Origin of the sequence: Streptococcus halitosis (genome assembly GCF_003143695.2) — a bacterium.
GTDB classification, from domain to species: domain Bacteria; phylum Bacillota; class Bacilli; order Lactobacillales; family Streptococcaceae; genus Streptococcus; species Streptococcus halitosis.
This window is the reverse complement of the sequence record NZ_QEMY02000005.1, coordinates 18038-32703: the sequence shown is the minus strand read 5'-3', so window position 1 is coordinate 32703 and position 14666 is coordinate 18038. Positions and strand designations below refer to the sequence as shown.

Here is a 14666-nt window from a genome sequence, read left to right as displayed (position 1 = left end):
GGTAGAAAATGTCAGATTCACCAATCAAATACCGTTTGATTAAGAAAGAAAAACACACAGGAGCTCGTCTAGGAGAAATCATCACCCCACACGGTACCTTCCCGACACCTATGTTTATGCCAGTTGGGACCCAAGCCACTGTTAAAACCCAGTCGCCAGAGGAATTGAAGGAGATGGGATCAGGAATTATCCTCTCTAATACTTATCATCTCTGGCTTCGTCCTGGAGATGAACTCATCGCACGCGCAGGTGGTCTCCACAAATTTATGAACTGGGACCAACCAATCTTGACGGATAGTGGTGGCTTCCAGGTTTATTCCCTAGCAGATAGCCGAAATATCACAGAAGAAGGCGTAACCTTTAAAAACCATCTCAATGGTTCCAAGATGTTCCTGTCGCCAGAAAAGGCTATTTCTATTCAGAATAATCTGGGCTCAGACATCATGATGTCTTTTGATGAATGTCCTCAGTTTTATCAACCTTACGACTACGTTAAGAAATCCATCGAGCGTACCAGTCGTTGGGCCGAACGTGGCTTAAAGGCTCACCGTCGTCCGGAGGATCAAGGTTTGTTTGGGATTGTACAGGGGGCAGGATTTGAAGACCTTCGCCGTCAGTCAGCTCACGACCTTGTCAGCATGGACTTTCCAGGCTACTCTATCGGTGGTTTGGCAGTGGGAGAAACGCACGAAGAGATGAATGCAGTCTTGGACTTCACAACCCAACTCCTTCCTGAAAACAAACCTCGCTACCTGATGGGTGTGGGAGCGCCAGATAGCTTGATTGATGGAGTTATTCGTGGTGTAGATATGTTTGACTGTGTCTTGCCAACTCGTATCGCTCGTAATGGAACTTGTATGACCAGTCAAGGTCGTTTGGTTGTCAAAAATGCCCAATTCGCTGAAGACTTTACGCCACTGGATCCTGAGTGTGATTGCTATACATGTAAGAACTATACACGCGCCTACCTTCGCCACCTGCTCAAGGCTGACGAAACCTTTGGTATCCGCTTGACTAGCTACCATAATCTTTACTTCTTACTCAACCTGATGAAGCAGGTCCGTCAAGCCATCGTGGATGACAATCTCTTGGAATTCCGTGAATATTTTGTGGAAAAATATGGCTACAACAAGTCAGGACGCAATTTCTAAAGTGTAAAAATAGAATACTGGAATCCTAAGTTTTCTCTTAGGATTTTTCTTCTTTTTTTGATAAAATAAGGTGTATTATGGAATAAAATTAGATGTTTTTACGATCTAATTGAGTGGGGAATAAACTCGTATGCGTATTAAATGGTTTTCCTTGATTAGGATTACAGGTTTACTTTTGGTGCTCTTGTACCACTTCTTTCAAACAATCTTTCCTGGAGGCTTCTTTGGGGTAGATGTCTTTTTCACTTTTTCAGGATTTTTGATCACTGCCCTCCTTTTAGAAGAATTTGGGAAGGCACGCCAGATTGATTTACTGGGCTTTTTTAAGAGACGGTTTTACCGCATCGTGCCACCTGTGGTGCTGATGATTTTGGTGACCATGCCTTTTACTTTCTTGGTTCGTCAAGACTATGTTGCTGGAATTGGTGGCCAGATAGCTGGAGTTCTCGGTTTTATGACCAACTTCTACGAAATGTTAACAGGAGGAAGTTATGAATCCCAGTTCATTCCGCATCTCTTTGTTCACAACTGGAGCCTAGCTGTTGAGGTTCACTACTATATCCTTTGGGGCTTAGCGGTTTGGTTCTTATCGAAACGTTCAAAATCTAGTAGTCAATTGAGAGGGATGGTCTTTCTCCTTTCTGCTGGAGCTTTTATCATTAGCTTTTTCTCCATGTTTATTGGTAGTCTAATGGCGAGTTCCTATTCATCTGTCTACTTTTCAAGTCTGACCCATGTCTATCCTTTCTTTTTAGGAAGTATTTTGGCGACAGTTGTGGGGGTTCGTCAGACGAGCGATTTAGTCAAGCAGTTTGACCGGATGTGGGATATTCGTCAGAATCTACTGGTATTTGCTGCAGGTCTCTTGGTGTTAATGCTCTTGACTTTCTTTGTCAAGTTCACCTACCTGTTTGCGTACTTATTTGGCTTCTTGCTAGCAAGTTTAGCGGCAGTGACCATGATTTTTGCTGCGCGTGTCTTGCATGAGAAAACACCTGAGATACAAGAACCTCGGATCATTATATTTTTAGCGGATACCAGCTACGCGGTTTATCTCTTCCACTGGCCTTTTTATATTATCTTTTCTCAGTTGATGAGTAATCTGCCTGCTGTTATTCTGACAATTATCTTTTCTTATTTCTTTGCTATCCTATCCTTCTATATTATTGAGCCGTTGATTGCCGGTAAGACCAACGCTTTAGTTAGAAAAATCACTAAACTGCGTCATATCAAACCTATTAGTGCTAGTGTTGTGGGCGCCCTTTCCTTACTTACTTTGATTATCATAGCTGCAGCTCCTCAGGTTGGAGCTTTTGAGACAGACTTGATGGTCAATGGTTTCAAGCAAGCTCAGACCAATATAGGACAAACAAAGACTCTGGCTGAACAAGCTGAAGTCAGTCGCCTAGGAATTTCTGAGGGAACGAGTCTGATTGGGGATTCAGTGACTTTACGTGCCAATACAGCCTTAAAAGAGGCACTTCCTGATGCAAATATCAATGCTCAGGTTAGTCGGACGACCAAGCAAGCCAATGACATCATGCTCAATAATAGCCAGAACAAGGCGCTTTTAAAAACAGTTGTCATTGCAACGGGGGTCAACAATCCTGAAGGCTATAAGAATGATTTGGACAGCATCGTGAACAATCTACCGAAAGGACACCATCTGATATTGGTGACACCTTATGAGGGAGATAAGAGTAAGGACACTTACACATCAGTGGAGCAGTATGCGGCTTATGCACGGGAATTAGCTGAAAAGAATCCTTACGTGAGCATCGCTGACTGGAATAAGGTTGCTAAGGAGCACCCTGAAATCTGGGCTGGAACCGACCAAGTCCACTTTGGGAATGATAGCAACATGATTGAAGAAGGTGCTAAACTTTACGCAGAAACGATTGCAGCTGCTGTCAAGGCTGCTCAAGAACTACCTGTAAAATCAAAATAAAATTAAAGAGTTGGAGAAATCCAGCTCTTTTAAAATATCTCTAGAAAATAGGTCTATACCATTTACAAATGAAAAAGAAAGGTTTATAATGTAATTGACATAATAAATTCTAGAATCAATCTATCAAGGAGGTTATCATTATGCCTAATTATATTAAAGCGGATCAGTTTTTCTACCCACACGGAGTTCGTCGTGGCGGTTACTTGGAACTTGTGGATGGCAAGTTTGGCAAGCATGTAGAACAGATTCCTGAAGGAGCTGAGGTGATTGACTATACCGGTTATAGCATTGCCCCAGGACTTGTGGATACCCATATTCATGGATTTGGCGGTGTCGATGTCATGGATAATAATATCGAAGGAACCCTTCATACCATGAGTGAAGGATTGCTTAGCACAGGTGTTACCAGCTTCTTGCCAACGACGTTGACTTCCTCTTACGAGCAGTTGCTTGCGGTAACTGAAAATATCGGTGCTCGTTACCAGGAAGCAAGTGGAGCCAAGATTCGTGGGATCTATTTTGAAGGCCCTTATTTCACAGAGAAATACAAGGGAGCTCAAAACCCTGCTTACATGAAAGATCCTCGTATGGATGAGTTTCGTGCTTGGCAAAAAGCAGCTAATGGCCTGCTCAATAAAATTGCCCTTGCGCCAGAACGTGAAGGTGTAGAAGACTTTGTTCGTACAATTACGGGTGAAGGAGTGACTGTTGCTCTTGGACACTCCAATGCGACTTTTGATGAAGCTAAAAAAGCAGTCGATGCTGGAGCGAGTGTTTGGGTACATGCCTATAATGGAATGCGTGGGTTGACTCACCGTGAGCTCGGTATGGTGGGAGCCATGTATGAGTTGCCACATACTTACGCTGAATTGATTTGTGATGGTCACCACGTAGATCCAAAGGCCTGTGATATTTTGCTCAAGCAAAAAGGAACTGAAAATATCGCCCTTATCACAGACTGTATGACAGCTGGTGGCTTGGAAGATGGAGATTACATGTTGGGAGAATTCCCAGTAGTTGTTGCTAATGGAACTGCTCGCCTCAAATCGACAGGTAATTTGGCAGGTTCTATCCTTAAACTCAAAGATGGTTTGAAGAATGTGGTCGAATGGGGAATTGCGAATCCGCATGAAGCAGTCATGATGGCCAGCCTCAACCCAGCAAAATCTGTTCACATCGATGATGTCTGTGGTCAAATCCGTGAAGGTTACGATGCCGACTTTATCGTACTAGATAAAGATTTGGAATTGGTAGCAACCTACCTAGATGGTGTGAAACGTTATCAAGCCTAAGAAGATAAAAATAGGGGTCAATAAAGGACTCCTATTTTTATTATCAGATGAAAATAACAGGCTTCTTAAAGAAGTTTCTAATGGGGGAAATAAGCAAAATCCTTTTCTTGTATTAAAAAATTAGATATAATATACGGTACAAAGGAAGTAGTAAGAATGTATCGTGTTATAGAAATGTATGGGGATTTTGAACCGTGGTGGTTCATAGAAGGTTGGGAAGAAGATGTCATCATGAGTCAATCTTTTGATAAGTATTATGATGCTCTAAAATATTATAAATCATGCTGGTTTGAGCTGGAAAAGAAGAATCCTCTTTATAAGAGTCGGAGTGATTTGATGACTATTTTTTGGGATCCTGCTGATAAACGCTGGTGTGATGAGTGCGATGAGTATTTGCAGCAGTACCATTCTTTGGCACTTTTACAGGATGAGCAAGTCATCCCCGATGAAAAGCTACGTCCAGGCTACGAAAAACAAACAGGCCAAGAAAAACACCGTTCTTGCCGTATGAAATGGAGATAAAAAGTAACTTTTTAAGTTGCTTTTTTTATTTTTTTGCGAATAGTTAGATAAGGAGGGCGGTATGGTACAAGAAATTGCACAGAAAATTATTGCGACTGCGAAAGAAAAGAAGGCTCAGGATATCTATTTTATCCCCAAGGAAAAGTGCTATGAGCTTCACATGCGGATTGGAGACGAGCGGTGTCTAGTTGACTCCTATGAGTTTGATGTTTTAGCTGCTGTGATTAGTCATTTTAAGTTTGTAGCGGGTATGAATGTAGGAGAGAAGAGGCGTAGTCAGCTGGGCTCTTGCGATTATCAGCATGGGGAGAAGGTGTCTTCTCTGCGTTTGTCTACCGTGGGAGATTATCGGGGGCATGAGAGTTTGGTCATTCGTTTGTTACACGATGAGGAGCAGGATTTGCATTTCTGGTTTCAGGATATGAACGAACTGGGCAAGCAGTACAGGCAACGGGGTCTCTATCTATTTGCAGGTCCCGTCGGAAGTGGCAAGACGACGCTGATGCACGAATTGGCTAAGTCTCTGTTTAAGGGGCAGCAGGTTATGTCTATCGAAGACCCTGTCGAGATCAAGCAGGAAGAGATGTTGCAGTTGCAGTTGAATGAGGCGATTGGACTGACCTATGAAAATCTGATCAAACTGTCTCTCCGTCATCGTCCAGATCTCTTGATTATCGGTGAAATTCGTGATAGCGAGACGGCGCGTGCAGTGGTTAGAGCCAGTTTGACAGGGGCGACAGTCTTTTCAACCATTCATGCCAAGAGTATCCGAGGAGTTTATGAACGCCTTCTGGAGTTGGGTGTGACGGAGGAGGAACTAGCAGTTGTCCTGCAAGGTGTCTGCTATCAGAGATTAATCGGGGGAGGAGGAATCGTTGACTTTGCAAACAAAGACTATCAGGAACATCAGCCAACCAGGTGGAATGCGCAGATTGACCAGCTTCTTAAAGATGGACATATCACAAGTCTTCAGGCTGAAACGGAAAAAATTAGCTACAGCTAAGCAGAAGAAAATCATCACCTTGTTTAACAACCTCTTCTCCAGTGGTTTTCATTTGGTGGAAATTATTTCTTTCTTGGGTAGAAGTGCTTTGTTAGAAAAAGACTATGTGACACAGATGCACCAAGGACTGTCTCAGGGAAAATCTTTCTCAGAAATGATGGAGAGTTTAGGGTTTTCAAGTGCCATTGTGACCCAGCTATCCCTAGCTGAAGTTCATGGCAATCTTCACCTGAGTTTGGGAAAGATAGAAGAATATCTGGACAATCTGGCCAAGGTCAAGAAAAAGTTAATCGAAGTAGCAACCTATCCTTTGATTTTGCTGGGATTTCTCCTGCTAATCATGTTGGGGCTCAGGAATTATTTGCTCCCCCAACTGGACAGTAGCAATATCGCCACTCAAATCATCGGCAATCTGCCACAAATCTTTCTGGGACTAGTGTTGGTTTGCTCTCTGTCTCTACTTTTAGCTCTCACTTTTTACAAAAGAAGTTCCAAGATGCGGGTCTTCTCGATGTTAGCGCGGATTCCCTTTCTAGGAATCTTTGTCCAGACTTATCTGACAGCTTATTATGCGCGTGAATGGGGCAATATGATTTCACAGGGAATGGAGCTGACGCAGATTTTTCAAATCATGAAGGAACAAGGTTCCCAACTCTTTAAAGAAATCGGTCAAGATTTGTCTCAAGCCCTGCAAAATGGCCGTGAATTTTCTCAAACCATAGCGACCTATCCTTTCTTTAAAAAGGAGTTGAGTCTCATCATCGAGTATGGAGAAGTCAAGTCCAAGCTGGGGAGTGAGTTGGAAATCTATGCTGAAAAAACTTGGGAAGCCTTTTTTACCCGAGTCAACCGCACCATGAACTTAGTACAGCCACTGGTTTTTATCTTTGTGGCCCTGATTATCGTTTTACTTTATGCGGCAATGCTTATGCCCATGTATCAAAATATGGAGGTAAATTTTTAAAATGAAAAAACTCATGACAAATTTAAAAAAAGCCAAGGTTAAAGCTTTCACTTTGGTAGAAATGTTAGTCGTCTTGCTTATCATCAGCGTACTCCTCTTGCTCTTTGTGCCCAATTTGACCAAGCAAAAGGATGCTGTTGATGACAAAGGAAAAGCTGCAGTTGTCAAGGTGGTGGAAAGTCAGGCAGAACTCTATAGTCTGGACAAAAATGAAGATGCTAGCTTAAGTAAATTACAGGCGGACGGACGTATCACAGCAGAGCAAGTCAAGGCTTATAAAGACTACCATGCAAAACAAAAAACAAGTCAAACTGTTGCAGATTAAGGCCTTTACTATGCTGGAAAGTCTCTTAGTTTTGGGACTTGTGAGTATCATTGCTTTGGCTTTATCTGGCTCAGTCCAGTCTAGTTTTGCAGCAGTGGAAGAGCAAATATTTTTCATGGAATTTGAAGAACTATACCGTGAAACTCAAAAACGCAGTCTAGCCAGTCAGCAAAAGACCAGCTTGAACTTAGATGGGCAGACAATCAACAATGGTAGTCAGAAGTTGACTGTTCCCAAAGGGATTCAGGCACCATCTGGACAAACGATTCATTTTGACCGAGCTGGGGGCAATTCGTCCCTGGCTAAGGTTGAATTTCAGACCAGCAAAGGAGCGATTCGCTATCAATTATATCTAGGAAATGGGAAAATTAAACGCATTAAGGAAACAAAAAATTAAGGCAGTGATTTTACTGGAAGCGTTGGTCGCTCTAGCTATCTTTGCCAGCATTGCGACCCTTCTTTTGGGACAAATCCAACAAAATCGACGGTTAGAGGCAGAAATCTTGCAAAAGGAGGAAGTCTTACGTGTGGCCAAGATGGCTCTGCAAACAGGTCAAAATCAGGTAAACATAAACGGAGTGGAGATTCAGGTGTTTTCTAGTGAAAAGGGATTGGAGGTCTACCATGGTTCAGAGAAATTGCTCGATCTTAAAGAGGAGTAAGGTAAGAGCTTTTACTCTTTTAGAATCTCTGATTGCCCTTATCGTCATTAGCGGAGGTTTGCTCCTTTTTCAAGCTATGAGTCAGCTCCTCATTTCAGAAGTTCGTTACCAGCAGCAAAGCGAGCAAAAGGAGTGGCTCTTGTTTGTGGACCAGCTAGAGGCTGAGTTAGAGCGTTCGCGGTTTGAAAAGGTGGAAGGCAATCGCCTCTACATGAAACAGGATGGTAAGGATATCTCTATAGGGAAGTCTAAATCAGATGATTTTCGAAAAGCGGATACCAGTGGACGAGGCTACCAACCCATGGTTTATGGACTCAAATCAGCTCAAATTACAGAGGAAAATCAATTGGTTCGCTTTCGTTTTCAATTTCAAAAGGGCTTAGAAAGAGAGTTCATCTATCGTGTGGAAAAAACAAAAAGTTAAGGCAGGCGTTCTTTTATATGCAGTCACCATGGCAGCCATTTTTAGCCTTTTGTTGCAGTTTTATTTAAATCGGCAAGTAGCCCATCACAAAGACTTTGCCCTAAACAAAGAAAAGTTGGCAGCTTTTGCCATGGCCAAGCGAAGTAAAGATAAGGCTGAACAAGAAAGTGGGGAACGAGTCTTTAACTTAGGAAAAGTCACGTATCAAAATACGAAAACAGGTTTTGCAACAAGTGTTCATATGAATAAGGGTAACTATGAATTTCTCTTTCCTCCGATGAAAACCCAAGAAAAGAAAACAGTTAAAAAGGAAGAGGTAGCGACTGATTCAAGCAATCAAGCAGGGAAGAAAAAATCAGAAGAAAAGCTTGAAAAGAAAGCCGATTCCTAGGCAATTCAACTACTTTGTGTTACACTAAAAGCATGAAATACGATTTTAATCACAAAGCAGAAACCTTTGATTCGCCCAAAAATATCTTTCTTGCAAACTTGGTTTGTCAAGCAATTGAAAAACAGATTGCTCTTCTATCAGACAAGGAAATACTGGACTTTGGTGGTGGGACGGGTCTGTTAGCCTTGCCCCTAGCCAAGCAGGCTAAGTCTGTCACTCTTGTAGACATTTCTGAGAAAATGCTGGAGCAAGCTCGTTTGAAAGCGGAGCAGCAAGACATCAAGAATATCCAGTTTTTGGAGCAGGATTTACTGGCAAATCCCTTGGAGCAGCAATTTGACATAATTGTTGTCAGTCGGGTTCTTCATCATATGCCTGATCTAGATGCGACTCTTGCCATGTTTCACCATCACCTTAGGGAGAATGGACAGGTTCTCATTGCTGATTTTGTCAAGACAGATACCAACCACCATGGTTTTGATTTAGCTGAACTGGAAACCAAACTCGACCAGTTTAGTTTTTCGAGCATTGACAGTCAGATTCTGTACAGTGCTGAAGGTCTTTTCCTAGAAAATTACGCAGAGCTCTTTTTAACTGTAGCCCAAAAATCACTCGCTGACTAAAGCAGTGATTTTTTCTCTTCAGATGGAAAAAAGGAGGGAAATTTGATAAGATAGGAATATGGATTTTGAAAAAATAGAACAAGCTTATACGTATTTACTAGAGAATGTCCAAGTCATCCAAAGTGATTTGGCGACCAACTTTTATGATGCCTTGGTAGAGCAAAATAGTATCTACCTAGATGGCGAGACCGAACTAGAGCAGGTCAAAGAGAACAATCAAGCCCTTAAACGCTTAGCGCTTCGCAAGGAAGAGTGGCTCAAGACCTACCAGTTTCTCTTGATGAAGGCAGGACAAACGGAGCCTTTACAGGCCAATCACCAGTTTACTCCAGATGCCATTGCCCTCCTCTTGGTACTTGTTGTGGAAGAATTGTTTGAACAAGAGGAAATTAGCATCCTCGAAATAGGTTCTGGTATGGGCATTTTGGGGGCTACTTTCTTGACTTCTCTCTCTAAAAAAGTAGATTACTTGGGAATCGAAGTGGATGACTTGCTGATTGATTTGGCAGCCAGTATGGCAGATGTGATTGGTTTACAGGCTGGTTTTGTTCAAGGCGACGCGGTTCGTCCGCAAATGCTTAAGGAAAGCGACGTGGTCATTAGCGACTTGCCTGTTGGCTATTACCCAGACGATGCCATCGCTTCGCGCTATCAAGTGGCTTCTAGTCAAGAGCATACCTATGCCCATCATTTGCTGATGGAGCAAGGGCTCAAGTACCTTAAGTCAGATGGCTATGCTATTTTTCTAGCTCCGAGTGATTTATTGACCAGTCCTCAAAGTGACTTATTAAAAGGGTGGCTCAAAGACGAAGTGAGTCTGGCTGCCATCATCGCTCTGCCAGAGGATATTTTCTCAACTGCAAGCCAAGCTAAAAGTATTTTTGTCTTACAGAAGAAAAGAGATAAAGAAATAGAACCCTTTGTTTACCCTCTTACTAGCTTGCAAGATCCGTCAGTTTTGTTGACCTTTAAAGAAAATTTTCAAAATTGGAGCAAAGGTACTGAAATATAAAAGAGATTTTGTTATAATAGATGAAAACGCTTAAAAAAGAGGTATCATCTTATGACAAAAACAATTGCAATCAATGCAGGAAGCTCAAGCTTGAAATGGCAACTTTATCAAATGCCTGAGGAAAAAGTTTTGGCTAAAGGCTTGATTGAACGTATTGGATTGAAAGACTCAATTTCAACAGTAAAATTTAACGGTCGTTCGGAGCAACAAATTCTTGATATTGAAGATCACACACAAGCCGTTAAAATTTTATTGGATGATTTGATTCGTTTTGACATCATCAAAGGGTACGATGAGATTACAGGTGTCGGACACCGCGTCGTTGCAGGTGGTGAATATTTCAAGGAATCAACAGTTGTTGAGGGAGATGTGATAGAAAAAGTTGAGGAGTTGGGACTCTTGGCTCCTCTTCACAATCCAGCTAACGCAGCTGGAATCCGCGCATTTAAGGAATTGCTTCCAGATATTACCAGTGTTGTCGTATTTGATACCTCATTCCACACAACCATGCCAGAGAAGGCTTATCGCTATCCTCTACCAACTAAATACTACACGGAAAACAAGGTTCGTAAATACGGTGCTCATGGTACAAGCCACCAGTTTGTCGCAGGAGAAGCAGCGAAACTTTTGGGTCGTCCTCTAGAAGATTTGAAATTGATTACCTGCCATATTGGTAACGGGGCTTCTATCACAGCTGTTAAGGGTGGGAAGTCTGTGGATACTTCTATGGGATTCACACCACTCGGCGGTGTGATGATGGGAACTCGTACAGGGGATATTGACCCTGCTATCATCCCTTATCTCATGCAATATACAGAGGATTTCAATACCCCAGAAGATATTAGTCGCGTTCTCAATCGTGAATCAGGGCTCATGGGAGTTTCTGGTCAGTCAAGCGATATGCGTGATGTGATTGCTGCCATGGAAGCAGGAGACCATGATGCAACTTTGGCTTATGAAATGTATGTCGATCGTATCCAAAAACATATCGGCCAATATCTTGCAGTCCTAAATGGAGCAGATGCGATTATCTTCACAGCAGGTATCGGTGAAAATGCTGCAAACGTACGTGAAGATGTCATCTCAGGTATCTCTTGGTTTGGTTGTGATGTGGATCCAGAAAAGAACGTCTTTGGTGTAACGGGAGATATCTCAACGGACGCAGCGAAAATTCGTGTCTTGGTTATTCCAACAGATGAAGAATTGGTGATTGCACGCGATGTTGAACGCTTGAAAAAATAAGTAAATGCACATAAAATTTGATTGTAGAAAGAAGTTGGGGAAGAGATTTTCCAGCTTTTTTTATGCAGAAAATGTCTAAAACCTTGCTGTTATTGGCTTTTTCAAAAAATATGGTATAATAGTAGTAATTTAATAGATGGAGTTGAGTTTTGAAGAAAAGCTTTCGTGTAAAAAGAGAGAAAGATTTTAAGGCGATTTTCAAGGACGGAACAAGTTTTGCCAATCGAAAATTTGTTGTCTACCAATTGGAAAACCAGCAAAACCATTTTCGAGTAGGACTGTCCGTCAGCAAAAAGCTGGGGAATGCAGTTACCAGAAATCAAATTAAGAGACGAATCCGACACATTCTACAAAGTGTAAAAGGGAGTTTAGTAGAGCATGTTGATTTTGTCGTGATTGCCCGAAAAGGGGTGGAAACCTTGGAATATGCAGAGATGGAGAAAAATCTACTCCACGTATTAAAGTTATCAAAGATTTACCAGGAAGGAAATGGGAGTGAAAAAGAAACTACAGTTGACTAGTTTGTTGGGCTTGTCCTTGGTTATCATGACGGCCTGTGCAACAAATAGTACAGCTAGCGATATAACAGCAGACTCGACAGATTTTTGGAGTAAATTCGTCTATTTTTTTGCTGAAATTATCCGCTTTTTGTCCTTTGACATTAGTATCGGAGTGGGGATTATCCTCTTTACGATCTTGATCCGGACGATTCTATTACCAGTCTTTCAGACACAGATGGTTGCCTCTAGAAAAATGCAAGAGGCTCAGCCACGCATCAAGGCTTTGCGAGAGCAATACCCGGGTCGTGATATGGAAAGTAGAACCAAGCTAGACCAGGAGATGCGTAAGGTTTATAAAGAGTTAGGAATCAAACATTCCTCCTCTCTCTGGCCGATTTTAATACAAATGCCGGTTCTCTTGGCGCTCTTTCAAGCCTTGAGTCGAGTAGACTTTTTGAAAACAGGTCACTTTTTATGGATTAATTTGGGAGGAGTAGATACAAGTTTTGTCCTTCCGATTTTGGCGGCAGTCTTTACCTTCTTGAGTAGCTGGTTATCGAATAAAGCTTTATCCGAAAAAAGTGGAGCTACGACAGGGATGATGTATGGTATGCCGGTACTGATCTTTATCTTTGCCATCTCTGCACCTAGTGGAGTTGCCTTGTACTGGGCTGTATCCAATGCTTACCAAGTTTTGCAAACCTATTTCTTGAACAATCCTTTCAAGATTATTGCTGAAAGAGAAGCAGTGGCGCAAGCAGAAAAAGATTTAGAAGGTAAGAAGAGAAAAGCCTTGAAAAAAGCACAGAAAAAGAAAAAATAAGGAGGAATCTTGTAATGGTACTATTTACAGGTTCAACGGTTGAAGAGGCAATCCAAAAAGGATTGAAAGAATTAGACATTCCAAGAATGAAGGCCCACATCAAGGTTGTTTCGAAAGAGAAAAAAGGGTTCTTAGGCTTGTTTGGTAAGAAGCCAGCTCAAGTTGATATCGAAGCGATTAGTGAAACGACAGTGATCAAAGCCAATCAGCAGGCTATTAAAGGGGTTCCAAAAGAAGTCAATGAAAAGAATGAACCAGTAAAGAGCGTCAGCGAAGCAACAGTTGATTTGGGGCATGTAGTGGAAGCCATCAAGAAGATTGAAGAAGAAGGTCAAGGTGTTTCTGAAGAGGTCAAGGCTGAAATCTTGAAAAATGAAAAACATGCCAGCACGATTTTGGAAGAAACAGGTCATATTTCAATTTTAAATGAACTGCAAGCAGAAGATGTTGCTGAGGAAGTTAAGTCTGCCCCAGAACAAGAAGCTGAAACGCAAGAAGTAGCGAGCCAATCGTTGGAAGATTTGGGCTTAAAAGTAGAGCCAAGTTATGATATCGAACAAGTGGCAACAGAAGTAGCGAGCTACGTTCAAACCATTGTGGATGATATGGATGTTGAAGGTACGATTTCAAGCGACTACAATCGTCGTACCATCAATCTTCAAATTGACACCAACGAACCAGGCCGTATTATCGGCTATCATGGAAAAGTCTTGAAGGCTCTTCAACTGTTAGCGCAAAATTACCTTTATAATCGCTATTCAAGAACCTTCTACATCACAATCAATGTCAATGATTACGTTGAACACCGTGCAGAAGTCTTGCAAACCTACGCTCAAAAATTGGCGACTCGCGTTTTAGAAGAAGGGCGTAGCCAACAAACAGATCCAATGTCAAATAGCGAACGCAAGATTATCCATCGCATTATTTCACGCATGGATGGCGTGACGAGTTACTCTGAGGGTGATGAGCCAAATCGCTATGTTGTCGTAGATGCAGAATAAGCAAAGTAAAATCAGGGTCATCCTGATTTTTTGCTAGGAAAGGAAAGATTCAGATATGCTGAAAGCAGTTAGAGAATACCTATCATTTGCAGGGGTCCAGTACTGTAATCCTGATAAAGCTGGTGATGAAAGAGAAAAGATGTTGACCTTGCGAAGAAAAGGTCAAGAGGCCCGAAAGGCTTTCACAGAATTGGTCAAAACCTTTCAAGCAAGTCATCCAGAATGGCAACTGCAACAGACTAGTCAGTGGATGAACCAAGCACAACGCTTGCGGCCGCATTTCTGGGCCTATCTACAGAGAGACGGACAAGTGACAGAACCTATGATGGCTCTTCGTTTGTATGGAACACCTGCTGATTATGGGATTTCTTTAGAGGTCAGTTTCATCGAGCGTAAGAAAGACGAACAGACCTTAGGCAAGCAAGCCAAGGTTTTAGAAATTCCAGTGGTAGAAGGAATTTATTATCTAGTCTACTCAAATGGGGAAAGTCATAAGATGGAGGCTACTGAGGAGAACCGTCGTACTTTATGCGAGAAGGTGAGAAGTCAGGAAGTCCGTAAAGTTTTGGTCAAGTCAGATGTTTCCCTTATTGAAAATCAGTCAGTAGAAGGGATATTGGAGAAGCTAGAAGACGTTTATACTCGCTTGCTTCCGTACTATGAAGTGACGAGGAAATAGAAAATCAAATGTGTTAGATGAACGCAAATTGTTTTATTGCTATTCTATACATTTTTTCATATAATAGTAAAATAGGATGTGTGATTCATTAATCACCTCAAAGA

At 41.9% G+C, this 14666-nt stretch carries 18 protein-coding genes; all 18 read left to right on the top strand.

Annotated features, from left to right (window positions below):
- Positions 1–8: 8 nt before the first annotated feature.
- Positions 9–1151, top strand: a complete 1143-nt coding sequence (gene tgt / locus DB729_RS08795; RefSeq protein ID WP_007522855.1) for a tRNA guanosine(34) transglycosylase Tgt — start codon at positions 9–11, stop codon at positions 1149–1151.
- A gap of 130 nt (positions 1152–1281) precedes the next feature.
- Entirely contained in the window at positions 1282–3099 is a 1818-nt protein-coding gene (locus DB729_RS08790; RefSeq protein WP_109289441.1) for an acyltransferase family protein, read from the top strand.
- A 140-nt stretch (positions 3100–3239) separates the two neighbouring features.
- Positions 3240–4391: an N-acetylglucosamine-6-phosphate deacetylase gene (gene nagA, locus DB729_RS08785; RefSeq protein WP_001134442.1), complete on the top strand. Its 1152-nt coding sequence runs from the start codon at positions 3240–3242 to the stop codon at positions 4389–4391.
- A 156-nt stretch (positions 4392–4547) separates the two neighbouring features.
- Positions 4548–4913: a DUF1033 family protein gene (locus DB729_RS08780; RefSeq protein ID WP_000286396.1), complete on the top strand. Its 366-nt coding sequence runs from the start codon at positions 4548–4550 to the stop codon at positions 4911–4913.
- A 61-nt stretch (positions 4914–4974) separates the two neighbouring features.
- Positions 4975–5916, top strand: a complete 942-nt coding sequence (gene comGA / locus DB729_RS08775) for a competence type IV pilus ATPase ComGA (RefSeq protein ID WP_109289440.1) — start codon at positions 4975–4977, stop codon at positions 5914–5916.
- Entirely contained in the window at positions 5864–6880 is a 1017-nt protein-coding gene (comGB, locus tag DB729_RS08770) for a competence type IV pilus assembly protein ComGB (RefSeq protein WP_162138308.1), read from the top strand. Before comGA ends, comGB begins: the two co-directional genes overlap by 53 nt.
- A 1-nt stretch (position 6881) precedes the next feature.
- Positions 6882–7205 carry a competence type IV pilus major pilin ComGC gene (gene comGC, locus DB729_RS08765; protein ID WP_084938498.1) on the top strand — a complete coding sequence of 108 codons (324 nt, stop codon included), beginning with the start codon at positions 6882–6884 and terminating at the stop codon, positions 7203–7205.
- A complete protein-coding gene (gene comGD / locus DB729_RS08760; protein ID WP_084938497.1) occupies positions 7168–7602 on the top strand; it encodes a competence type IV pilus minor pilin ComGD in 435 nt (144 codons plus the stop codon). The genes comGC and comGD overlap by 38 nt, the downstream gene beginning before the upstream one ends.
- Positions 7565–7867, top strand: coding sequence for a competence type IV pilus minor pilin ComGE (gene comGE / locus DB729_RS08755; RefSeq protein ID WP_162278900.1), 303 nt, complete (start codon positions 7565–7567; stop codon positions 7865–7867). Before comGD ends, comGE begins: the two co-directional genes overlap by 38 nt.
- On the top strand, positions 7830–8291 hold the full coding sequence (gene comGF / locus DB729_RS08750; RefSeq protein WP_084938496.1) for a competence type IV pilus minor pilin ComGF: 462 nt from the start codon (positions 7830–7832) through the stop codon (positions 8289–8291). The genes comGE and comGF overlap by 38 nt, the downstream gene beginning before the upstream one ends.
- Positions 8269–8682, top strand: a complete 414-nt coding sequence (gene comGG, locus DB729_RS08745; protein WP_084938495.1) for a competence type IV pilus minor pilin ComGG — start codon at positions 8269–8271, stop codon at positions 8680–8682. The genes comGF and comGG overlap by 23 nt, the downstream gene beginning before the upstream one ends.
- Before the next feature lie 32 nt (positions 8683–8714).
- Positions 8715–9305 (top strand): class I SAM-dependent methyltransferase, encoded by a 591-nt coding sequence (locus tag DB729_RS08740; protein ID WP_109289438.1) that lies wholly within the window; start codon positions 8715–8717, stop codon positions 9303–9305.
- Between the two features lie 58 nt (positions 9306–9363).
- Positions 9364–10317 (top strand): class I SAM-dependent methyltransferase, encoded by a 954-nt coding sequence (locus tag DB729_RS08735; protein WP_049519113.1) that lies wholly within the window; start codon positions 9364–9366, stop codon positions 10315–10317.
- 51 nt (positions 10318–10368) lie between these two features.
- Positions 10369–11559: an acetate kinase gene (locus DB729_RS08730; protein WP_000167797.1), complete on the top strand. Its 1191-nt coding sequence runs from the start codon at positions 10369–10371 to the stop codon at positions 11557–11559.
- A gap of 149 nt (positions 11560–11708) precedes the next feature.
- Complete coding sequence (rnpA, locus tag DB729_RS08725; RefSeq protein ID WP_000748120.1) at positions 11709–12080, top strand: ribonuclease P protein component; 372 nt, start codon at positions 11709–11711, stop codon at positions 12078–12080.
- A complete protein-coding gene (locus tag DB729_RS08720) occupies positions 12055–12882 on the top strand; it encodes a membrane protein insertase YidC (protein ID WP_162838150.1) in 828 nt (275 codons plus the stop codon). The genes rnpA and DB729_RS08720 overlap by 26 nt, the downstream gene beginning before the upstream one ends.
- Before the next feature lie 14 nt (positions 12883–12896).
- A complete protein-coding gene (gene jag, locus DB729_RS08715; protein WP_057488754.1) occupies positions 12897–13883 on the top strand; it encodes an RNA-binding cell elongation regulator Jag/EloR in 987 nt (328 codons plus the stop codon).
- A gap of 55 nt (positions 13884–13938) precedes the next feature.
- Positions 13939–14562 (top strand): hypothetical protein, encoded by a 624-nt coding sequence (locus DB729_RS08710; protein ID WP_057488753.1) that lies wholly within the window; start codon positions 13939–13941, stop codon positions 14560–14562.
- The last annotated feature ends 104 nt before the right edge of the window (positions 14563–14666 follow it).